Here is a 20938-nt window from a genome sequence, read left to right on the forward strand (position 1 = left end):
GCGACCGGTCCGCAGCGGGCCGCGCGCCGAATAGGGTGGAGGTCGCCCGGCAGGAGCGATGCAGAGGCGAGAACGGTGTGGGGTGGGGAGATGGCGCAGCGCGAGGCCGGGTCGGACCCCGCCGCCGAGCCGTCGGCGGGGGACCCGCCGCTGGTCGGCCCGGTGCCCGCGCCCGGCCTGCACGTCATGACGTGGAACATCCGGCGGCCGGTGCCCGCTGCGCTCACCCGGCCGGCGGACCCCGGTGGCATCACCGGGCGCCGCGCGTGCGGGCGCTTCTCACATCCGAGCGACCGACCGTTCTGTGCGCGCAGGAGGTGGCCGCCCGACAATTCGCCACCGTGCTCGAGGCCCTCGGCCCGGGCTACGACCACGTCGGTCGTGGCCGCTCGGCGGACGGCGGGGAGAGGCGTGTCCGATCTTCTTCGACGCGACCCGTCTCGAGCTGCTGGGCTGGGAACAGTCCGCCCTGTCGGACACGCCTCACCGTGCCGGGTCCGGGTCGGTGTCCTGGGGCAACCTGATCCCCCGGGTGATGGTCGAGGTGCACCTTCGCGACCGGGTCACCGGTCACGACCTGCTGGTGGTCAACACACACCTCGACCCGCTGTCCGGCCGGTCCCGGCTGCGCGCTCCCGTGCCCTCCTGGAGGTGGTGGCCGCACGGGGCCTGCCGGCCGTCGTGACGGGCGACTTCAACGCGGGCCCGTCGAGCCCGGCCGTGCGCGCACTCCTCTCGGACGGGGTACTGGTGGACAGTTGGCGGGTCGCCCGCGCCGGCACAGCGAGCAGTGGGGCACCTACGCCGACTACCGGCGCCCGCGACGGGACGGCGCCCGGATCGACTGGATCCTCACCACTGCCGATCTCTCGGTCACCGACGCCGCGATCAATCCGCTCCGCCACGAGGGCGGGTGGCCCTCGGACCATCTGCCGGTGCACGCTGTGGTGCACCCGGCCGGCCCGGGCGATGAGGAGCACGATGGGCGGCGAGACGAGACGCGAGGACAGTGAGGAGCCCGACGGACGTGATCGACAACTTCCTGCGCCCCGCCGGGAGCGCATTCCAGACGGTGGCGGACGCCCTGCGCCTGCTCGGCGTCCTTAGCGTGGTCTCGGCCCTGCTGTTCCACGGGGTGACGGACGCCGCCATCGTGGCCTTCGCCCTACCCGGACTCATGCTGCCCCGGTTCCTCGGCATGCGCGCGTGGGCGGACGTCACCGTGTCGGCCACGCTGCTCGTGGCGGCGTGGAGCAACGTCGTGGACCTCTACCGAACCGTCTGGTGGTGGGACATCCCGATCCACTTCTTCCTGGCCGGCGCCCTGTCTGTGGTGGCGTACGTGTTCTGTGCGCACGCGGGGATCGTGCGGGCGCCGGGTGCCCGCGGGTTCACCGTCACCGGCGCGGTCGTGCTCACCACGGCGTTCGGGCTCGCGCTGGGCGCGATGTGGGAGATGGTCGAGTGGTTTCGGCTACGCCTACCTCGCAGACGAGATCTACGTGACCTACGAGGACACCGTCGGGGACTTGGCGGCGGGCGGACTCGGCGCGCTGCTCGCCGGCGTGCTCATGGCCCGTGGCCCAGAGCTGCTGCTCCCCGCGCGGCCACGCCGCCCGCCCGGCCGGCGCCCGCCTACCGGCACAGGTAGATCTCGGCCCGCCCGTCCCCGGAGCGAGCTGCGCCGTTCGCGACGAGAGCCGGCCTCGTCGTCGTCGCCGTACCCGCGCAGGCTCGAGGCGCGGCCCACAACCACCATCGCGATCCGGAAGAGGGAGACGAGTTCGGTCGAGGAGGGCTCCGCGGCCGGGCCGGCAGGCGGTGTCGCCCGGCGTGGCGGCACACGGGTGACCGTGGGCGTTCGGCCCGCCGTGCCGCCCGTGCCAAGGTGGAAGCCATGACCTCCTCGCCGTGCACCGCTCCGACGGTGACCCCCGCGCCCTGCCGGGGTTCCGGCGCACCTACGCGCCCGGCCGACTCACGGTCGGCCTCGGGTTCCCGGGGAGCCGGACGACGCGACGACGTGGGACGACCGGCGGCCCAGGTGCGCCTCGCACGGGCCGCCGAAGCGGCGGTTTCCCGCCTCCGTCCGTGACATCCCGCTGCGCGAGCCGTCCTTCGGCGACGTCGGTCGGTCTCGACTGGTCGACCACCTGGAGGACCTGCGGATCGGTGTCACCGCGGGCTGGGGGCCTGCCGCGACCGGTCCTCGAGGTGATCGCCGAGTTGGCCGAGTACGTCGTGCCCCGTTTCCCCGCGCTCGACTGAACGGGATCCCCGGCCCGGGTCTGCCACACTCGGGAGATCACTGCGCCGCCCGCCGCCCCGGGGGCGGTCGTGCCCGTCGACGAGGGAGGCCCTGTGGGGATCTCGATCCTGTGGTTCCGACGTGATCTGCGGCTGACCGATCACCCCGCCCTCCTCGAGGCCGTCGCCTCCGGGGACGAGGTCCTGCCGGTCTTCGTCCGGGACCCCGCGCTGCTGCGGCGGGCCGGTGTACGGGCGGGGCGGTTGGCGGCCTCCCTCGCCGCGCTCTCGGGGGACACGGGCGGTGCACTGGTCGTGCGGACCGGAGACCCCGCCGAGGTGATCGCGGGGCTCGCCCGCGAGGTCGGCGCCGGCCGCGTCCACATCAGCCGGGAATCCACCCCCTACGGACGATGTCGCGACGACCGCGTACGCGCCGCACTCGACGCCGACGGTCGCGAACTGGTGACCACCGGGTCTCCCTACGCCGTCGGTCCGGGCCGGGTCCTGAGCGGCAGCGGGGAGCCGTACAAGGTCTTCACACCGTTCTCCCGCGCCTGGCACGAGCACGGGTGGCCCCCGCCCGGCGAGCGGCCCGACCACATCCCGTGGACCACCGCGTCCGGGGAGGGCCCACCTGAGGTCCCGGCACGAGCGGGCGGGACCGCCGCAGCGGGGGAGGCCGCGGCTCTCACCCGGTGGCGGGAGTTCCTCCACGACGATCTCCAGGCATACGACGAGCAGCGGGACCGACCGGACCTCGACACCACCAGTCGGTTGTCCGCGTACCTGAAGTACGGGGAGATCCACCCACGCACGATCCTGGCCGAACTCGCCGACCACCCGGCCGCGGGCGGGGAGGGAGCCCGCCGCTTCGTCACCGAACTCGCCTGGCGGGAGTTCTACGCCGACGTCCTGTGGCACCGGCCACGATCCGCGTGGCGCGACCTGCGCGACCCGCTCGCGGGCATGCCCTACGACAGCGGACCCGGGGTGGAGGACCTCGTCGAGGCGTGGCGGCAGGGCCGGACCGGGTACCCGTTCGTCGACGCCGGGATGCGGCAACTACTCGCCGAGGGGTGGATGCACAACCGGGTGCGGATGGTCACGGCCAGTTTCCTCGTCAAGGACCTGCACGTGTGGTGGCCGGTCGGGGCGCGGCACTTCCTCGACCACCTCGTCGACGGCGATCTCGCCTCCAACAATCACGGGTGGCAGTGGGTGGCCGGCACGGGAACGGACGCCTCCCCGTACTTCCGGGTGTTCAACCCGGTGACTCAGGGGCGGAGATTCGACCCCGACGGGGAGTACGTCCGGCGATGGGTGCCCGAACTCGCTCACCTGTCCGGGGCCGCCGCCCACGAGCCGTGGCGCGCCCCGGGCGGCTACGACGGTGGCTACCCGTCGCCGATCGTCGACCACGCCGAGGAACGCCGCGAGGCCCTACGTCGGTACGACCTGGCCAGGGACGCCGATCGCTGACCGGGCCGTGGGGCCGCCGGCCGTCACGCCCGATCCGGGCCCCGCTCGATCGTCGGCCCCCCGGGAGGGTCCGAGGGCGCCGACCGCGGGGAGTGCCTAGGCTGGCCCCATGACCTCCGGCACCGACACCCCCCGCTCCGATAACACGACCACCGGCCGTGAGGCCGACATCAAGCCCCGAAGCCGCGATGTGACCGACGGCCTGGAGAAGACGGCCGCGCGCGGGATGCTGCGCGCCGTGGGAATGGGCGACGACGACTGGGTCAAGCCGCAGATCGGTGTGGCCTCCTCGTGGAACGAGATCACCCCGTGCAACCTCTCGCTCGACCGGCTGGCCAAGGCCGTCAAGGAGGGGACTCACGCCGGAGGCGGTTACCCGCTGGAGTTCGGCACCATCTCGGTGTCCGACGGCATCTCGATGGGCCACGAGGGGATGCACTTCTCGCTGGTCTCGCGTGAGGTGATCGCCGACAGCGTCGAGACCGTCATGAGCGCCGAGCGGCTCGACGGCTCTGTGCTGCTCGCCGGCTGCGACAAGTCCCTGCCCGGCATGCTCATGGCCGCTGCGCGGCTGGATCTGGCGAGCGTGTTTCTCTATGCCGGGTCCACCCTTCCCGGCTTCGCCAAGCTCTCCGACGGAACGGAGAAGCAGGTCACGATCATCGACGCCTTCGAGGCCGTCGGGGCCTGCTCGCGCGGTCTCATGAGCCGGGAGGACGTCGACACGATCGAGCGGTCCATCTGCCCGGGCGAGGGCGCGTGCGGCGGTATGTACACCGCCAACACGATGGCGAGCGCCGCCGAGGCGCTGGGTATGTCCCTGCCGGGCAGCGCGTCGCCGCCGGCCCCGGACCGCCGGCGCGACGACTACGCCAAGGCGAGCGGCGAGGCCGTGGTCGAACTGCTGCGGCAGGGCATCACCGCGCGCGACATCATGACCAAGGAGGCGTTCGAGAACGCGATCGCCGTCGTCATGGCCTTCGGTGGGTCCACCAACGCGGTCCTACACCTGCTCGCGATCGCCAGCGAGGCCGAGGTCGAACTGACCCTCGACGACTTCGCTCGCATCGGCGCCACGGTGCCGCATCTGGCCGACGTCAAGCCGTTCGGTGCCCACGTTATGACCGACGTGGACAAGATCGGTGGCGTCCCGGTGGTCATGCGGGCCCTGCTCGACGCCGGTCTGCTCCACGGCGACTGCCTCACCGTCACCGGCCGCACCGTCGCCGAGAACCTCGCCGACATCGCTCCGCCGGACCCGGACGGCAAGGTGCTCCGAGCGATGTCCGAGCCGATCCACCCGACCGGCGGGATCACGATCCTGCGCGGGTCGCTCGCCCCCGAGGGTGCGGTTGTCAAGTCCGCCGGTTTCGACTCCGACGTCTTCGAGGGCACCGCGCGCGTCTTCGAGCGCGAGCGCGCTGCCATGGATGCTCTCGAGGACGGGACCATCACGGCGGGCGATGTCGTCGTGATCCGCTACGAGGGTCCCAAGGGCGGGCCCGGTATGCGTGAGATGCTCGCCATCACCGGTGCGATCAAGGGCGCGGGCCTGGGCAAGGACGTCCTGCTCATGACCGACGGGCGCTTCTCTGGTGGCACGACCGGGCTGTGCGTCGGCCACATCGCCCCGGAGGCCGTTGACGGGGGACCGATCGCGTTCGTGAGGGACGGCGACCGGATCCGACTGGACGTCTCGCAGGGGGCCCTCGAGCTGCTGGTGGACGAGTCCGAACTGCGGTCCCGGCGCGAGGGGTGGGAGCCCCTGCCGCCGCGATACACCCGCGGCGTCCTCGCCAAGTACTCGAAGTTGGTGCAGTCGGCGTCCACCGGGGCGATCTGCCGCTGACCCCGGATGGCACGACGACACCCGGCCGCGGTTTTCTCGCGACCGGGTGTCTACCGGCCTCCGGGTCAGGCTGGTGTAACCCGAACACATTGCCCTCGGTGTCGAGGAAGTAGCCCTGCCAGGCCATTCCCGGGAGCGCGTGCGTGTCCAGCGCCACGGTGCCCCCGGCCGACAGGATCATCCGGGCGGTGGCATCGAAGTCCTCGCACCCCACGGTGAGCACGGCGCCCCGGACCGGCGCCCCGGCCGCGGGCGGATCGCCGGTCCGCTGCTTGATCGCGCCGTTGATGCCGGGGGCGTCCTCGGGTCCGGTGGTCACCCCGAAGTAGGGGCTCCCGGCGTACTCGCTCCAGTCCTCGAACGTCCAGCCCAGCGCGTCACCGTAGAACGTGCAGGCCCGGGCCGGGTCGGAGGCGTGGATCTCGAAATGGACCGGTCGGGACATGGCGGTCTCCTCATCGGGTCGCGGAAACCCAGGATATCGCCGCGCGGAATCGTCCGGCAGTACTCAGTCCAGAACCGTGCCGTCATCGAGATGGGACAGCGACCCGCCCTCGGGGCGCTCGCCGGTCGCCAGGTACACGACCCGGTTGGCGATGCTCACGGTGTGGTCGCCGAAACGCTCGTAGTAACGGGCGAGTAGGGCCAGGTCCACGGCCGCCACCGAACCGTGCGGCCAGTCCTCGGCGGAGATCTGCTTCATGAGGTCCGCGTGGAGGCGGTCGACGGCGTCGTCCTCGGCGTCCAGGGTGCGGGCCCTGTCCGCATCCTTCTCGACGAGCAGGGCGGTGAGCTCGCGGGCCATCCGACCGTCGTGCTGCGACAGTTCCCGGATGAGCGGGACGAGCGGGGCGGGCACCACGGGGAGCGGGTGGCGTCGGCGGGCGACCCGCGCGATGTGGCCGGCCAGCGCGGCCATGCGGGTGAAGTGCTCGACGATGTAGATCCCCGAGACCACCTGACGTAGGTCGCCGGCCACCGGGGACTCGAGCAGGAGAAGCTCGAACGCGTGCTGCTCACTGGCCTCACGGAGATCCTCCAGTTCCGCGGCGCCGTCGATCACCTCGATGGCGGCGAGTTCGTCGCCGTCGAGCAGTGCCGCGGTGGCTCGGTCGAGCAGGCGGATGTTGGTCTCGCAGAAGCGAACCAGCTGGTCCGAGAATTCATCGAGCTTGGAATGGAAGACAGTGCGCATGACACGACTGTAGTGCCGGTGCGGTAACGGACGGCTTCCGTTCTCCCACTGTTCACCGCGCCGCCCTCCGGAAAGGGGGACCCGGCCCGGGAATGAATAGACAGAACGGTCCCCGACCAGGGTCGCCAGCGGCTGGGAGCGCCTGACCCGGGTCGTCATCCCCGCGGTCCGGCCGGCGATCCTGGGCGGCATCCGCCTCGCGCTCGGGACGGCCTGGATCGTGTTGGTGCCCGCGGAGATGCTCGGCGTGCGGTCCGGCCTGGGTTATCAGATCCTCAACGCCCGCGACCAGTTGGCCTACGACCAGGTCATGGCGGTGATCCTCGTGATCGGCATCCTCGGATTCGCGCTGGATGGGCTGTCACGGCTGGTTCTGCGCGACCGCGCCGCGCGCTGACGCTCGCGGCTGGCCCCGGCGGTCGGTGGTCGCGCAGCGCCCGGATCAGTTCGTCGTTCCTCGTGACCGACCGGCCCTGTGCTGCGGTCTAGGCCCTGCGCAGCTCGGAACGCAGGTGGTGGGTGAGGGGCTGGCCGACCGCTGCCATGGCGAACGTGGTGGTGATCCGGTCGTCGACGGTCTCGTAGCGGCGGTGCGTGGTGTCGACCTGCTTGGCGCTCGCACTGTTGTGCACGCGTGAGTGGAACTCCAGCACCAGGGCGTCCGCCTCGGCGACGAGCGTTCCCTCGCAGAGTTCGGTCTGCCCGGTGGGTTGGGACAGGACGAACTCGGCCGTACCGTCACCCGGGACCCGGAGGTATCCGGTCTCGGTGTGCATGGGGGATCCGGTGGGGCTCCACGTGCGCTGCACGTAGTGCAGGAAGGGCTTGCCCACGTCGGTGAACGTGATCTCCTCGGTGTAGGTGAAGTCGTCGATCGTCGGGTACGAACCGGCCCCCTCGCCTCGCCAGGTGCCCAGCAGGGCGGCGACGGGGGTCAGGTTGGCGGCGGGCGTCGAGGCGGGATACATGGCGCGAGACTAGGCCATCGGTGACGCCGGCCGCGCGGGGTCAGCCATCCCAGACCGGTTCGCCGTGCTCGTCGAGCCGCAGGCCCTCGCTCGGACTGTGCTCGGTGATCTTTCCGGTGTGCATCAGGTGCCCCACGGGCAGACCGTGGACCGTGGCGACGACGTCGGCGACGATCCGACGATGGCAGCGCCACCACACCGACTCCGAGCACATGACCGCGACCTGTCGCGATCGGGCGTCGGCCACGACCCGATCCAGGGCGGCGCGGAATGCAGGGTCCCGGGTCCAGGCGCTGTAGGCGCGGAACGCCTCGACCCGCCACCAGGTGTCGGGGGAGGCCCGGCGCCTGTCGGCGGTGAGGCTGCGGCGGCCGCCGAGGTCCTCTTCCCAGCGGTAGTCGATCCCCGCCTCGCCGACGATCTCGGGCACCGCGCCCTTGGCAGCGGCGGAGTTCGCGCGGCTCCCGGGAAAGCGCCGGATGTCCACGAGGAGTTCGACGCCGGCGCCGGTGAGCAACCGTGCCAGCTCGTCGCGATCCAACCTGCCGTGCCCCACCGTGAACAGCATCAGTGGCCGGTGTCCTCTCCCGTCCTCGTTCGGGTCGCCCCGCCGTGGTCACCGCGCGCGCCCCCGGCGTCGGTGCCGGACCCGGCGTCGGAGTCGGCGTCCGCCCCGGCGTGCGACCCGGAGCTCCGTCGCGGGATCAGGTGCATGATCGCCACGACCACCGCGCCCACCGCGAGGCCGAAGACCAGTGCGCACGCCGTGTCGACGAGCCAGGCGAGTACCGCGCCGACGCCCGCGACGCCCGCCGCGGGCTCGGTCAGGACGTGTACGAGGTGGTACGGCCCCGTCACGCCGAGTTCGTCGAGCCCCACGAGGAGGATGTGGCCACCGACCCACAGCATGGCCAGCATGCCGACGAAGGAGATCACCTCGAGCACCGTCGGCATGGCCTTGACCAGGCCGTGGCCGAACCGCTGCACACCCGGGGACTCCCTCCCCGCCAGGTGGAGGCCGACGTCGTCCATCTTCACGATCACCGCGACGACGCCGTAGACGAGCGCGGTGATGCCCAGCCCCACGACGACCAGGATGATCGCCCGGGACCAGAAGGACTCCGACGCGACCTCGTTGAGGGAGATCACCATGATCTCGGCGCTGAGGATGAAGTCGGTGGTCACGGCGCCGCGGACCATCTTCGCCTCGGCGTCCGGGCCCCGGTCCACGACGGGGGCGGCCTCCTCGTGGTGTCCGGAGACCCGCTCCCAAACCTTCTCCGCCCCCTCGAAGCAGAGGTAGAGCCCGCCCAGCATGAGGATCGGGGTGAGGATCCACGGCACGAACTGGCTGAGCAGGAGTGCGAAGACGATGATGATCGCCTTGTTGCCCAGTGACCCGATGGCGATCTTGCGGATCATGGGCAGTTCGCGGGACGGGTCGACGTCGCGGACGTACTGGGGGGTCACGGCGGTGTCGTCGACCACCACGCCGGCGGCCTTCACGCCGGCGCGGCCTGCGGCGGCGGCGACGTCGTCGGTACTGGCCGCTGCCATGCGCGCGAGCACCGCGACGTCATCGAGCAGGGCGGCGAGTCCACCGGCCATCACAGACCTCACTTCTCAACGGGCGGGGGGAACCCGCGGACGACAGGGCCGACCCCGGAGGGTCGGATCGTCACAGGGTAGCGCCGCGTCACTCGATCGCGTCGAGGACCCAGCGCAGTGAGGAGACACCGGCGCGTCCCAATGCCCGTCCGAGTCCGCTGGATCCGAGCGGCCCGTCGGGGAGTTCGAGCTTCGTCCGGGCCCACCCCGGCAGCGCCGCGACGGCTCCCTCCCGCAGCAGCGCGTAGGCGGGCCTGTCGGTCAGTCCCATCGGTGGTCCGTCGAGCAGGAAGTGGCGCGCGTCGAGCGCGGCGGGCGAGGCCTCGAGCTCCGGCCGGTACTCCTCCAACGCCGCGTCGAGGTCGCGCACGGTGAGGGGCACCTCCCCGGCGCCCATCATGAGCCCGGTTCTCGAGGCCTGTCGTACGTAGTCGTCTCGTTCGGCCGGCGTCAGCGGCTCGCGCCCGTAGAGGCGGTGGCATTCGAGGAAGCTCCAGATCTCGGCGACGTGGACCCAGCGCAGGAGGTGGGGGTCGCGGGCATCGTAGGGGCGCCCCCGGTAGTCGGTGCCCAATACCGCGCGGTGCGCACCGTTGATCTCCCGGATGAGCCGGGAGGCGTCGGTGATCGTGCCGAAGGTCGTGGTGGCGATGAACTGCGAGGTGCGCTGGAGGCGCCCCCACGGGTCGCCGCGGTAATCGCTGTGGTCGGCCACCCCGGCCATGGCCAGCGGGTGCAGGGACTGTAGGAGGAGTGCGGTGAGTCCGCCGGCGAACATGGAGGCGTCTCCGTTGACGCGGCAGATGGCGTCGTCGGGGGAGTTCCAGCGTTCGCCCTCGGAGTGCCAGATCTGCTGGCGTCTCGCGTCGGCGTCGTCACCCGCCACCCGGGAACGGACCACTAGGAGACTGCTGAACAAGCTGCGATCCTGGCACGGCCGGTGTGCGTGAGGGCCGGTTGGCCGTCGCGCGAGGTGCGGTGTTGGAGATTTCTGGGTTCGGCGAGAAGGGCGAGAGGTTCGCGGCGCCCACCGCGGGTTGTTCGAGCCTGTGCTGGGGCGGGAATGCCTGGCCCCGGCCCGCTGATCAGGCCAGGGCCCAGGTTCCGTTCTGGCTCGTTAGTCCCATCGCGACTAGCCGGCGCAGGTTCAGGGCGGCAACGCGGTGGTGGAGCCAGTCGTTGTTCTTCTCGACCCCGCGGTACGGCACGCGGCGGGCACCTCGGGTCAGCCAGGCGATCGAGCGTTCCACCATCGGTCGGTTCTGGCGGTAGACGGTCTTGAAGTCCTCATCGCCGGCCCGCTGGCGGTGCTGGCGTTGCAGCAGGTGATGCTCGCCGAGCACGACTTTGCGCCCCGTGGCTGAGGTGGTGCACCGCTGACGCAGCGGGCAGCCACGACACGCCGCCCCGAAGGTGGCATTGCCCTTGGCAGACAGGCCACGGGTGATGTTGGCGGGGCAGGTCAGGGTGCCCGCCACGGCGTCGAAGGTGAAGTCATCCAGGGTGAACCCGCCCTCGACTGCGGGCCGTAGCGGCCACGGCTTGACCAGGGGCAGCCACTGCTTGCCGGCCAGGGTGTGCAGCATGTCGCCGCTGGCATAGGCGGAATCGCCGAGCACTTCGACCGGCTCGCCGGCGTCGATGGTGGGATCGGCGGTGACCAGCTGCGCGCCGACCGCGGCATCGGAGTTGGTCGGCCCGTTGGGCTTGGTCAGGGAGCACATGGTGGTCAGGCCGGTGTCGGGCTCGACCACGATGTGGGCCTTGAACCCGTCTTGGCGGCGCTGGCGGGTCTTGTGGGCGTGGCGGGCATCGGGGTCCACGGTGGAGATCACCCGATCCGGGGCGGTGCGGCGGGCGATGCGCCACCGCCCGTCGGTACCGTCTGAATCCTCGGCCGGTTCGACATCCTGCCCTGCTACCAGCGCCAACAGGGCGACCGCTTCGGCCGGCTTGCCGCCGGCGGCGGTGATCGCCTGAACATCGAGTGCCGCCAACAGCGCCAGAGCATCGGCCACCAGGGCGGAGACCAACTCATCACGGGCGGCCTGGTCATCCCAGGCGATGCGCGGCTTACCGGCCTCGGTGTAGTCCTGCCCGCACACCGCCGCCAGCCGGGTGCACTCGGTGGCGATCAGCTCCTTCGCCCCGGGCACCTCGCGGCCGACCCGGCGGATCTGGGCGATGAGCTGGGTGATCGTGTCTTGACGGGCCACTGCGTCGTCCAAGACCGTTGAATCCAGCGCCCGGCGGGTCTTGGCCTTGACCGCACCGGTCTCGGCGATGACCTGGCGCACCACCTCGAAGATCCGCTGCGGTCGGTCACTGGCCGCCAGGCGGCGTCGCCAATAGGTCAACGTCGACGAGTTGAAACCCTTCGCATCGACCGGATACCCGCAGGCGGCCTTCCACCGCAGGTCGAACGTCAGCGCGTCGACCGCTTCCCGGTCTGAGTGACCGAACAGTGCCTGGAGCACGATGACCGAGGCGATCACCTCACCGGGAATCGACGGCCGGCCCCGGCCCGAGGGAAACAGGTCGGCGAACAACTCGTCCGGGAACAGCCGGTCCCGGTGCTCGGCGAGCAACGCGAACACGCTGCCCTCCTCGAGCAGATGCCCCGCCACCGACTCCACATCCAGCAACTCGCGCTGCCGATCCGACTCACCCTGCATGACCCACATCATTTCAGGGCCACCCCAACCCCGCAGGCCGGACACGCACTTTGTTCAGCAGTCTCCTAGGCCCACCCTGCGGCGGGCGCCGGTCAGGGCGCGGGACGCGGTCGTCGTCACCGTTGCCATGGTGGACACCCCGTCACGTGACGTGGTCGTCCGTGTCACCATACCCCTGGTACGGACGGGCCGCGCGGTATCGTCGCGACTGATGACCACGACGTCGACGTCCCTGTCCGGCCGCTCCCGTGTGCGCGGGGTGGCGGGCGTCGCCGCGGTCCTGGCCACGCTGGTCGCCATCAATCTCACCGCCAACCTGGCGGGTCTGCCCTTCCGCGAGTGGATCGTGCCGCTGGCCGTTCTCGTGCTGGTCGTGGTCGCCAAGGCGCGGTGGATGCGGTGGTCGGACCTGGGGCTGGCGGCGCGGCACATGCCCCGCGGGCTGGCGTACGGTCTCGCGGCGACGGTGCTGGTGGCGGCCGTGGTCACGGCCGGGTGCCTGATCCCGGCGACGAGCCCGTTCTTCCTGTCCGAGCGCTACTCGGACCTGCGCATGGCGGTGTTCTCGGCGCTCGTGCTGATCCCCCTGATGACGGTCCTGCCCGAGGAGCTCGCGTTCCGCGGGGTCCTGCAGGGGGCGCTCGAGCGGACCTTCGGCACCACGGGCGTGTTCGTGATCGGGTCATCGGCGTTCGGACTGTGGCACGTCACGTCGTCTCTCGGGCTCACGGCCGGCAACGCCGGCCTCGCACAGGTCTTCGGTACCGGTCTGGCGGGTCAGCTCGCGGGGATCGGCCTGGCGGTGACCGCGACCTCGGTGGCCGGGGCCGGGTTCATCTGGATCCGTCGCCGCAGCAGCAGCCTCCTGGCCCCGATCGGGTTGCACTGGGCGTTCAACGCCGTCGGGGCGCTCGCCGCAGCGCTCACGTGGCGCGCACTGGCCGGCTGATCACCGCCCACGTCGCCGCGACGACCAGGACGGCGCACGCCCCCATCACGACGAGCAGCGGGATCACCGAGTGCGGTCCGGCGAGTCCGGTGAGCGGGGAGACCACGGCGGCGAGTCCGAACTGGGCGGCGCCGAGGAGCGCCGATCCGGAGCCCGAGCGGCCCCGGGTGGCCTGCATGGACAGTGCCGCGGCGTTGGGCAGGACCAACCCGACGGACAGGGTGAGCAGGACGAACCCCACGGTGACCGGTGCCAACCCCAGGGTGCCGGCGGGGGAGAGGGCGACGACGACGACGAGGTGGACGATCGCCGTCACCATGCCCACCACGCCGGTGCGCATGATCTTCTCCGGGGCGAACCGGCCGATCAGCCGGGCGCCCGCGAGGTTCGAGACCAGGATCCCCAGCGCGTTGACGGTGAACGCCACCGAGTACGCGGTGGGGGACAGGCCCACCATGTCCTGGTAGATGAACGGGCTGGCGGAGATGTAGGCGAACAGGACGCCGAAGGTGAACACGAACACCGACACGCGCGCGATGAACGGGCCATGGGTGGCGACGCCCCGCATGTCCGACACGGTGGACAGCACGCTCCCGGTACGGCGGGACGCGGCCGGGAGCGACTCCGGCACGGCGACGAGGACCCCGACGACCGTGATGGCGGACAGGCCGGCCAGTAGCCAGAACACGCTCCGCCAGCCGCCGAACGGCACGACCGCGCCGCCGATGAGCGGTGCGATGACCGGGGCGACGGACTGGATCGCCATGAGGGTGGCGAACGCCTTGGCCACGCCCGCACCGCGCCCGACGTCCACCACGACGGCCTTGCTCAGGACGATCCCGGCCGCACCGGCGAAGCCCTGCGCGACGCGTCCGAGCACCAGGATCCAGATGGACGGGGCCAGCGCGCACACCACTGCCGCGAGTGCGGTGCCCACCGAGCCCAGGACGAGCAGCGTCCGCCGCCCCACCCGGTCGGAGAGGGGCCCGATCACGAGCTGCCCCGCCGCCAGCGAGACCATGAACGCCGTGAGGGTGAGCTGGGCGGTGGAGGCCGTGATCCGGAACTCCTCGACGATCAGCGGCAGCGCGGGCAAATAGGTGTCGGTCGCGAACGGCCCGATCGCCCCGGTGAGCGCGAGTGCGAGGAGCATCGTGGCGGGCACCGACGCGGTGGGTGTGGGTGTGGGGATCGGCGGTGCGGTGGGTGGTGCGGTGGGTGGGCGGGTGGGTGGTGTGGGGGGCGCGGCGGAGGGTCGTCGGCCGGCAGACCTCATTCACGCACCCCCGCGGCCTCGGCGGCACTGTCCGCCAGGCCGACCCCGGTGCCCTCGAAGATGTGGAAGGCCACGTCGGCTCCCCGAGCGATGAGTTCGTCCCTCTCGTCGTCGTACTGGGCGACCACCGCGACGGTGCCCTCGAAATCCCGCGTGTCCACCTGCTCGAGGGCGATGAGGTTCGAGCCGTGGAACGGCATGGCCAGCACGATGATGTCCACCTTCTCGTCGTTCACACAGCGGTCCCAGAAGTCGTCGTCGGTCGCGTCGGCCTCGATCACGTGCACATCCTGCTCGCGGAGCCTGGCGACCTTCACGGGGTCGTTCTCCACCCCGACGACCGTCAGACCGTACTCCTCGGTCAGACGGTCCCGCACCGCGCGGCCCACCCGGCCCACCCCCAGGACCAGCACCCGGGCGTGACCGATGTCGAGCGGGGCGTCCTCCGGGTGGGTGCGCTCGTCCCGCAGGGTGGGTACGAGCGAGGACAACCGCGCCACGAGCCGCGTCCCGCGGTGGTTGACCAGTGTCGAGATCACGAAGCTCGCGGCGACCGCGACCGACACCACCACGAGCCAGTCCTGCTCGACGAGACCCGCATCGACCCCGGTCGCGGTGACGATGAGCCCGAACTCCGAGAAGTTGGCCAGCGCGAGGCCCGCCAGGATCGAGGTCCGTTTGCGCAGCCCGAACGCTGCCAGCACGAGGGTGAACACGGCGGCCTCCAGGGGGAGCAACACCACGAGCAGGAGGCCCAGCAACAGGGTCTCCGGGGTGGGCGTGACGTGGAGGCCGATCGAGACGAAGAAGCCCACGAGCAGGAGCTCGCGGAGGCCGAAGAGGGTCCGGGACAGCTCGGCGGCGCGCGGGTGCGAGGCGAGGAGGACCCCCACCACCATCGCCCCGAAGTCGCCCTTGATGCCGACGCTCTCGAACAACCAGTACCCCGGCACCAGCGCCATGGTGATTCCGAACAACGCCTGCAGTTCGCCGTGACCCAGCCTGCTCCAGGCCCGGCGGACGAGCCACACCGCGGGGAGCAACAGTGGCAACGCCAACGCCCACGGGCTCGGCGGGGCGCCCGTCATCGCGGTGAGAAACGCGACCGCCACCACGTCCTGCAGGACGAGGATGCCGATCGCGACCCGGCCGTAGAGGGTGTGGGCGTCGGACCGCACGTCGAGCACCTGGACGACGAAGACGGTGCTGGAGAACGACAGCGCGAAGCCCAGCAGGGCCACCACCTGCCAGTCCGCGCCGGCCAGCAACCGCACCCCGATGATGGACAGCATCCCCAGGAAGCCGGCGGTCAGTCCCGCGACAGCCAGGAGGTTGGCGGCCGTCGTGGCGAGGACCTCACGCCGCAGGAGCATCCGCACGTCGAGTTTGAGCCCGATGGTGAAGAGCAGGATCGTCACGCCGAGGTCGGCGAGCGAGTCCACCACGGGCAGGGCCTCGATGCCGGGCGCGTGGAGGATGAACCCCGAGGCCAGATAACCGATGAGGGTGGGCAGGCGCATCATCCGGGCGACGAACCCGCACCCGAACACCACGACGAGGTAGATCGCGACGGTCTCCACGGGTGCTACTCGCCCGGCGCGGTGGTCGTCACCGCACCTCGACGACCGGCCGACCGTCCAGGAACGCGATCGTGCCGTTCTCGAACGCCGAGATCCACCCGCCGTCGGTCGTCGTCTCGTCCGAGACGGGGAAGCCCAGCTCACCGGCGGGGCCGCCCGCCTCGCGGTAGGCGGCGAGGATCTCGCCTTGGACCACGAACGCGTTCCCGGACGGCGTGAGCACGATCGCCCCCCGCTCGAAGTCGGTGACCGAGCCGCCCTCCACAGCCGTCGGCGGCCCCGTCACCCGGCCGAGATCGCCCTGCTCGCCGCCGAGCTCGTTCCAGCGGTCCGCAACGGCCACCGGGATGTCGACGCCCGAGTCCGCGGGCCCCGGGACGGGGGTCGACCTCGTCGTCGTCGCCGTCTCCGTCGAGGACACCGGGGCGGCGGACTCACCGGCGCCGCCACCGTCGTCGGCGGAGCAGGCGACCAGGCCGGTACCGAGGGCGACGGCGAGAGCGAGGGGGGCGAGGACACGCGTGATCCTGTCCATGCCGGAGATCCTAGCCGCCCGCCCACCGGGCCCACCCCGCCCACCGCCGCCGCCGATGCCGAACCGTGATGCCCGAGTCCTTTCCGGGGGGCGCCGGGCCGTGGAGACTGGGAGCGGGCGACCCGCCCGACCGGGCGAGCCCCGGGAGGAGGCCGCGATTGCCGTGATGACCACGTGTCTGTGGTTCGCCACCCAGGCGGAGGAGGCCGCCGAGTTCTACTGCTCGGTCTTCCCCGACTCGCGCGTGGTCGCCGTGGACACCAGCCCCGTCGACACCCCGGGACCGAAGGCGGGGGACGTGCTCACCGTGGAGTTCGAGCTCGACGGGCGGCCCTTCATCGCGCTCAACGGAGGCTCGGACCCCGAGTACACCGACGCGATCTCCCTGGAGATCCGGTGCGCCGACCAGGCGGAGATCGACCACTACTGGAACGGTCTGCTCGCGGGAGGGGGCCGTGAGGTGCAGTGCGGGTGGCTGATCGACCGCTTCGGAGTGCGGTGGCAGGTCGCGCCGCAGTCCCTCTACGATCTGTGGCGCGGCGAGGACCGGGAGGCGGCGGCGCGCGCGTTCGCGGTGATGATGGACATGGTGAAGCTGGACGTGGCGGCCATCGACGCGGCGGCTGCGGGCGCCGACGCCTGACTCGGACTCCTACCCGTCGGCCCTACGGAATCCGCTATTCGCATTCCGGATCCGCTACTCGATATGGAGTAGCAGATCCGGAAAACGAGTAGCGGATCTGCGGGAACGCGGGAACGAGGGCGGGTCAGAGGCCGGGGCGCTTGCCGATCGTCAGCGTGACCTCGCCGGTGTGGGCGAAGAAGTCCTCGCCCTTGTCGTCCACCACGATGAAGGCGGGGAAGTCCTCGACGTCGATCTTCCACACCGCCTCCATGCCGAGCTCCTCGTACTCGAGGATCTCCACGTGCTTGATGCAGTCCTGCGCCAGACGCGCGGCCGGACCACCGATCGAGCCCAGGTAGAACCCGCCGTGGGCCGCGCACGCGTCGGTGACCTGCTTGGAGCGGTTGCCCTTGGCGAGCATCACCATGGATCCGCCCGCCGCCTGGAACTGCTCGACGTAGGAGTCCATGCGGCCGGCGGTGGTGGGCCCGAACGATCCCGACGGCATGCCCTCCGGCGTCTTGGCCGGGCCGGCGTAGTAGACGGGGTGGTCCTTGAGGTACTGCGGCATCTCCTCGCCGGCGTCGAGCCGCTCCTTGATCTTGGAGTGCGCGATGTCGCGGGCCACGACCAGCGGGCCGGTCAGGGACAGGCGGGTCTTGACCGGATGCCTGCTCAGCTCGGCGAGGATCTCCGGCATCGGTTTGTTGAGGTCGATCCGCACCGCGGCGCCCTTGCCGGTGCCGGAGATGCCGTCGGTTGCGGCGTCGAGCTCCGCGTCCGTGGTGGCGGGCAGGAACCGGCCCGGCTCGAACTCGAGCTGCTCGAGGAACACGCCCTCCGGGGTGATCTTGGCCCTGGCCTGACGGTCCGCCGAGCAGGACACCGCGATCGCGACGGGCAGCGAGGCGCCGTGGCGGGGCAGGCGGACGACGCGGACGTCGTGGCAGAAGTACTTGCCGCCGAACTGCGCGCCGATCCCGATCTGCTGGGTGAGCTCGAAGACCTTCTCCTCCAGCTCCACGTCGCGGAAGCCACGCCCGGTCATCGCGCCCTCGCGGGGGAGCTCGTCCAGGTAGTGCGCCGAGGCGAGCTTGGCGGTCTTCAGCGCGAACTCCGCCGAGGTACCGCCCACGACGATCGCCAGGTGGTACGGCGGGCAGGCGGCCGTCCCGAGCGAGCGGATCTTTTCCTCGATGAACTGCATCATCCGGTCGGGGTTCAGGATCGCCTTGGTCTCCTGGTATAGGAACGACTTGTTGGCCGACCCGCCACCCTTCGCCATGAAGAGGAACTTGTAGGCGTTCTCGCCGCCCGGGGTGGTGTTGGCGCCGATCTCGATCTGCGCGGGCAGGTTGGACCCGGTGTTCTTCTCGTCCCACATGGTGAGGGGGGCGTTCTGCGAGTAGCGCAGGTTGAGCCGGGTGAAGGCGTCGTACACGCCGCGGGCGACGGCCTGCTCGTCCGGACCGGGCGTGAGCACGTGCTGGCCGCGCTCGCCCTTGACGATGGCCGTACCGGTGTCCTGGCACATCGGGAGCACGCCGCCCGCGGCGATGTTGGCGTTCTTGAGCAGGTCCAGGGCGACGAACTTGTCGTTGTCGCTGGCCTCGGGGTCGTCGAGGATCTTGGCGACCTGGGCCAGGTGGTCACTACGGAGGTAGTGGGAGATGTCGTGCATCGCCGTCTCGGTGAGCAGACGGATGGCCTCGGGGTCCACCCGCAGGAACGTCATCCCGTCGGGGCCCTCGACCGTCGACACGCCCTCGGTGGTGAGGAGGCGGTATTCGGTGGTGTCCTCCCCGACGGGAAGAAGGTCCTCGTAGAGGAAGTCGGCCATCAGGGGCTCCTGGTTCTGGAGGTGGACAAACTTCCCCCAGGATAGTGGCCGGGGTCACGGGGTCAGAATCGGGTGTGGAGCAGGGGGACGAACCGGTACCCGCCGTGCTCGGTCACGTCGATGCCGTCATCGGTCCGGCGTACGCGGTGCATCGCCCCGGCCCAGGGCGCCACCATGACGCCGTCCACGGTGAGCTGCTCGACGAGCTCCGAGGGGAGGTCGTCGGCCATCGCGGAGACGAGGATGCGGTCGAACGGGGCGAGGGAGGGAAGTCCCAGTGTCCCGGGCTCGGCGGGGTGGACTCGCACCCACGGTTGACGTATCGCCGCCCGGGAGCGTTCGACCAGCTCGGGGACGAGTTCGACGGCGGACACGGAGGAATCCGGCCCCCCGAGTTCGCCGAGGATCGCCGAGGTCCACCCGCTGCCCGAGCCCACGTCGAGCACCCGCATCCCGGGGAACGGCTCGAGGAGCGAGAGCATCGCCGCGACCGTCGACGGCTGGGAGTTGGTCTGCCCGAACCCGATCGGTAGCGGGGCGTCGAGTTCGTGGTCGGCCACGACCTCCGGCGGGAGGAATCGGCGGCGATCCTGCGCGCGCATCGCCTCCGGGATGCTCGGGGTGCTCACCGCGAGACCTCCTCCCGCCGGGGCATGGCGGCGGGGCTGATCGCCCCGCCCTGGCTCTACGCCTCGCCGAGGACGCGCGTCTCGCCCTCGGGGTCGAGGTCGTCGATCTGGTCGTGGGGCTCCTCGGCGACGCCCTTGTCCTCGCGCTCCGCGGCGTCGACGTCGGGGCGCTCGGCTGACAGCTTCTCGTCGAGGGTGTCGTTCTCCTCGACGGGCTTCCACGACTCCGGCGCGTCGACGGTGAGGTCCTCACCGTCGGTCGAGATGGTGTCGGCGTCGAGACCCTCGCTGCCGTCGAGCGTGTTCTCGTCGTAGTCGCCGTCGGTGTCCTGGTCGTACTCGCGTTCGGTGCTCATACCGTCGATTGTGCGTCGTCCGCCGGCCCGTCGCATCCGGTCGCCCCGCACCCCGGGGGAGTCGGAGGGCCCCGGATTGTCCGGGCCGTGAGGCTGGCAATACTCTCGAAGTGAGGTAAGCCATACTTAAGACTTGCCCAGGAGCCGCGAGGGTGTTTAAGGTGAGCCTAACCTTCCGAACCAACCTTGGAGTGACATGAAGCGATTCCCCAAGATCGTCGCAGCGACGGCCGCCATCGCGCTGACCGGTGGCGCACTGACCGCCTGCGGGAGCTCGAATGCACAGTCCGCCGGAAACGAGGGTGAGGGGCCGACCCGCGTCGTGCTCACCAGCCACGCCGCTGCCGACACGCTGGATGAGCTCGATCTCGAGGATCGCGTCGTCGGCCTGGTCAAGACCGGGGTCTTCCCGGAGGCGCTGGACGCCTACGTGGGCGACGAGTACACGGACATCGGCAGCCTCAAGGAGCCGAAGATGGATGTGATCGCGGAACTGGGGCCCGACCTCATCCTGTTCGGCAACCGCACCCGCGCGATGGAGCCCGAGTTCGCCAAGATCTCCGACCAGGTGATCGCCGGTGATCCGGACACCGCCGAGACGATCGCCTCCAACCGCGCCAAGGTGGAGGAGATCGCCGCGCTGTTCGGGGCCGAGGACAAGGCCGCGGACGAGCTCGCCGAGATCGACGAGATGGTCACCGAGACCCGCGCCAAGGCCGAGGGCGCGGGTACGGCGCTGGTGCTCATGACCTCCGGTGGCAAGGTCACGGGGTACGGACCGGGTTCACGCTTCGACCTCATCTTCAACGAGCTCGGCATGACGCCCGCCGGTGAGCTCGAGTCCGAGGGCAGCCACGGCGCGCCGCTGAGCTGGGAGCAGATCGCCGAGCTGAACCCCGACCACGTTTTCGTCATCGACCGCGACGCCGCGATCGGTGCGGAGGGCGAGGCGGCCACCGCCCTGCTCGACAACCCGCTGTTCAACCGGACCAACGCCGCGACCAACGACAACGTCCACTTCCTGGACGGCCAGAACTGGTACCTCGTCGGGGGCGGCATCGGCGTCCTCGAGTCGATGATCGACGAGATCGACTCCGCCGTCTCCTGACGGTGGGAGTCCACTT

The 20938-nt window shown here is 70.9% G+C and carries 19 protein-coding genes and 2 pseudogenes; 8 read left to right on the forward strand and 13 right to left on the reverse strand.

Annotated features, from left to right (window positions below):
* The first annotated feature begins 186 nt into the window (after positions 1 to 186).
* The 4 genes from CK206_RS20695 (at position 187) to ilvD (ending at position 5578) form a co-directional block, all read left to right on the forward strand.
* Complete coding sequence (locus tag CK206_RS20695) at positions 187 to 1107, forward strand: endonuclease/exonuclease/phosphatase family protein (RefSeq protein WP_371607050.1); 921 nt, start codon at positions 187 to 189, stop codon at positions 1105 to 1107.
* On the forward strand, positions 1028 to 1651 hold the full coding sequence (locus CK206_RS00650; protein ID WP_216824111.1) for a hypothetical protein: 624 nt from the start codon (positions 1028 to 1030) through the stop codon (positions 1649 to 1651). The genes CK206_RS20695 and CK206_RS00650 overlap by 80 nt, the downstream gene beginning before the upstream one ends.
* A gap of 716 nt (positions 1652 to 2367) precedes the next feature.
* On the forward strand, positions 2368 to 3729 hold the full coding sequence (locus tag CK206_RS00655; RefSeq protein WP_216824155.1) for a deoxyribodipyrimidine photo-lyase: 1362 nt from the start codon (positions 2368 to 2370) through the stop codon (positions 3727 to 3729).
* 109 nt (positions 3730 to 3838) lie between these two features.
* Positions 3839 to 5578 (forward strand): dihydroxy-acid dehydratase, encoded by a 1740-nt coding sequence (gene ilvD / locus CK206_RS00660; protein WP_096905209.1) that lies wholly within the window; start codon positions 3839 to 3841, stop codon positions 5576 to 5578.
* 88 nt (positions 5579 to 5666) lie between these two features.
* Here ilvD and CK206_RS00665 read toward each other — a convergent pair.
* Together CK206_RS00665 and CK206_RS00670 are read right to left on the reverse strand one after the other, a co-directional pair.
* A pseudogene (locus CK206_RS00665) lies at positions 5667 to 6023 on the reverse strand (VOC family protein); the annotation flags it as partial.
* Positions 6024 to 6086: 63 nt separating this feature from the next.
* Positions 6087 to 6773 (reverse strand): PhoU domain-containing protein, encoded by a 687-nt coding sequence (locus CK206_RS00670; RefSeq protein ID WP_096905210.1) that lies wholly within the window; start codon positions 6771 to 6773, stop codon positions 6087 to 6089.
* A gap of 124 nt (positions 6774 to 6897) precedes the next feature.
* Between CK206_RS00670 and CK206_RS00675 the strand changes: the two are divergent.
* A pseudogene (locus tag CK206_RS00675) lies at positions 6898 to 7170 on the forward strand (ABC transporter permease); the annotation flags it as partial.
* Positions 7171 to 7258: 88 nt separating this feature from the next.
* On the opposite strand, the gene CK206_RS00680 reads toward CK206_RS00675, so the two are convergent.
* The 5 genes from CK206_RS00680 to CK206_RS00700 all read right to left on the reverse strand — a co-directional run bounded on the left by CK206_RS00680 (position 7259) and on the right by CK206_RS00700 (position 12024).
* Positions 7259 to 7741: an FABP family protein gene (locus CK206_RS00680; protein ID WP_096905211.1), complete on the reverse strand. Its 483-nt coding sequence runs from the start codon at positions 7739 to 7741 to the stop codon at positions 7259 to 7261.
* A 40-nt stretch (positions 7742 to 7781) separates the two neighbouring features.
* A complete protein-coding gene (locus tag CK206_RS00685) occupies positions 7782 to 8309 on the reverse strand; it encodes a DUF488 family protein (RefSeq protein ID WP_067718508.1) in 528 nt (175 codons plus the stop codon).
* A complete protein-coding gene (locus CK206_RS00690; protein WP_067718505.1) occupies positions 8309 to 9349 on the reverse strand; it encodes a DUF808 domain-containing protein in 1041 nt (346 codons plus the stop codon). Before CK206_RS00690 ends, CK206_RS00685 begins: the two co-directional genes overlap by 1 nt.
* Before the next feature lie 88 nt (positions 9350 to 9437).
* Complete coding sequence (locus tag CK206_RS00695) at positions 9438 to 10268, reverse strand: oxygenase MpaB family protein (protein ID WP_096905212.1); 831 nt, start codon at positions 10266 to 10268, stop codon at positions 9438 to 9440.
* Positions 10269 to 10434: 166 nt separating this feature from the next.
* The gene (locus CK206_RS00700; protein ID WP_096905213.1) at positions 10435 to 12024 is read right to left on the reverse strand and encodes an IS1182 family transposase; all 1590 of its coding nucleotides are present in this window, start codon (positions 12022 to 12024) and stop codon (positions 10435 to 10437) included.
* A gap of 211 nt (positions 12025 to 12235) precedes the next feature.
* Here CK206_RS00700 and CK206_RS00705 point away from each other — a divergent pair, with 211 nt between their 5' ends.
* The gene (locus tag CK206_RS00705; protein ID WP_067718502.1) at positions 12236 to 12973 is read left to right on the forward strand and encodes a CPBP family intramembrane glutamic endopeptidase; all 738 of its coding nucleotides are present in this window, start codon (positions 12236 to 12238) and stop codon (positions 12971 to 12973) included.
* On the opposite strand, the gene CK206_RS00710 is transcribed toward CK206_RS00705, so the two are convergent.
* The 3 genes from CK206_RS00710 to CK206_RS00720 form a co-directional block, all read right to left on the reverse strand.
* Positions 12948 to 14138, reverse strand: coding sequence for a multidrug effflux MFS transporter (locus CK206_RS00710; protein ID WP_235027729.1), 1191 nt, complete (start codon positions 14136 to 14138; stop codon positions 12948 to 12950). The genes CK206_RS00705 and CK206_RS00710 overlap by 26 nt on opposite strands.
* 107 nt (positions 14139 to 14245) lie before the next feature.
* Positions 14246 to 15829, reverse strand: a complete 1584-nt coding sequence (locus tag CK206_RS00715; protein ID WP_069389724.1) for a cation:proton antiporter family protein — start codon at positions 15827 to 15829, stop codon at positions 14246 to 14248.
* Positions 15830 to 15857: 28 nt separating this feature from the next.
* A complete protein-coding gene (locus CK206_RS00720) occupies positions 15858 to 16364 on the reverse strand; it encodes an LGFP repeat-containing protein (RefSeq protein WP_096905215.1) in 507 nt (168 codons plus the stop codon).
* 166 nt (positions 16365 to 16530) lie between these two features.
* On the opposite strand from CK206_RS00720, the gene CK206_RS00725 reads away from it, so the two are divergent.
* Positions 16531 to 17007, forward strand: coding sequence for a VOC family protein (locus CK206_RS00725; RefSeq protein ID WP_083249745.1), 477 nt, complete (start codon positions 16531 to 16533; stop codon positions 17005 to 17007).
* A 124-nt stretch (positions 17008 to 17131) separates the two neighbouring features.
* On the opposite strand, the gene CK206_RS00730 is transcribed toward CK206_RS00725, so the two are convergent.
* From CK206_RS00730 to CK206_RS00740, 3 genes are all read right to left on the reverse strand, one after another.
* Positions 17132 to 18829, reverse strand: coding sequence for a fumarate hydratase (locus tag CK206_RS00730; protein ID WP_067718491.1), 1698 nt, complete (start codon positions 18827 to 18829; stop codon positions 17132 to 17134).
* 62 nt (positions 18830 to 18891) lie between these two features.
* A complete protein-coding gene (locus CK206_RS00735; protein ID WP_254050432.1) occupies positions 18892 to 19458 on the reverse strand; it encodes a protein-L-isoaspartate O-methyltransferase in 567 nt (188 codons plus the stop codon).
* A 56-nt stretch (positions 19459 to 19514) separates the two neighbouring features.
* On the reverse strand, positions 19515 to 19814 hold the full coding sequence (locus CK206_RS00740; protein ID WP_096905216.1) for a hypothetical protein: 300 nt from the start codon (positions 19812 to 19814) through the stop codon (positions 19515 to 19517).
* A gap of 196 nt (positions 19815 to 20010) precedes the next feature.
* Here CK206_RS00740 and CK206_RS00745 point away from each other — a divergent pair, with 196 nt between their 5' ends.
* A complete protein-coding gene (locus tag CK206_RS00745; protein WP_096905217.1) occupies positions 20011 to 20922 on the forward strand; it encodes a siderophore ABC transporter substrate-binding protein in 912 nt (303 codons plus the stop codon).
* The last annotated feature ends 16 nt before the right edge of the window (positions 20923 to 20938 follow it).

The sequence above is a fragment of the Dietzia sp. WMMA184 genome (assembly GCF_002441635.1).
GTDB classification, from domain to species: Bacteria; Actinomycetota; Actinomycetes; order Mycobacteriales; family Mycobacteriaceae; genus Dietzia; species Dietzia kunjamensis.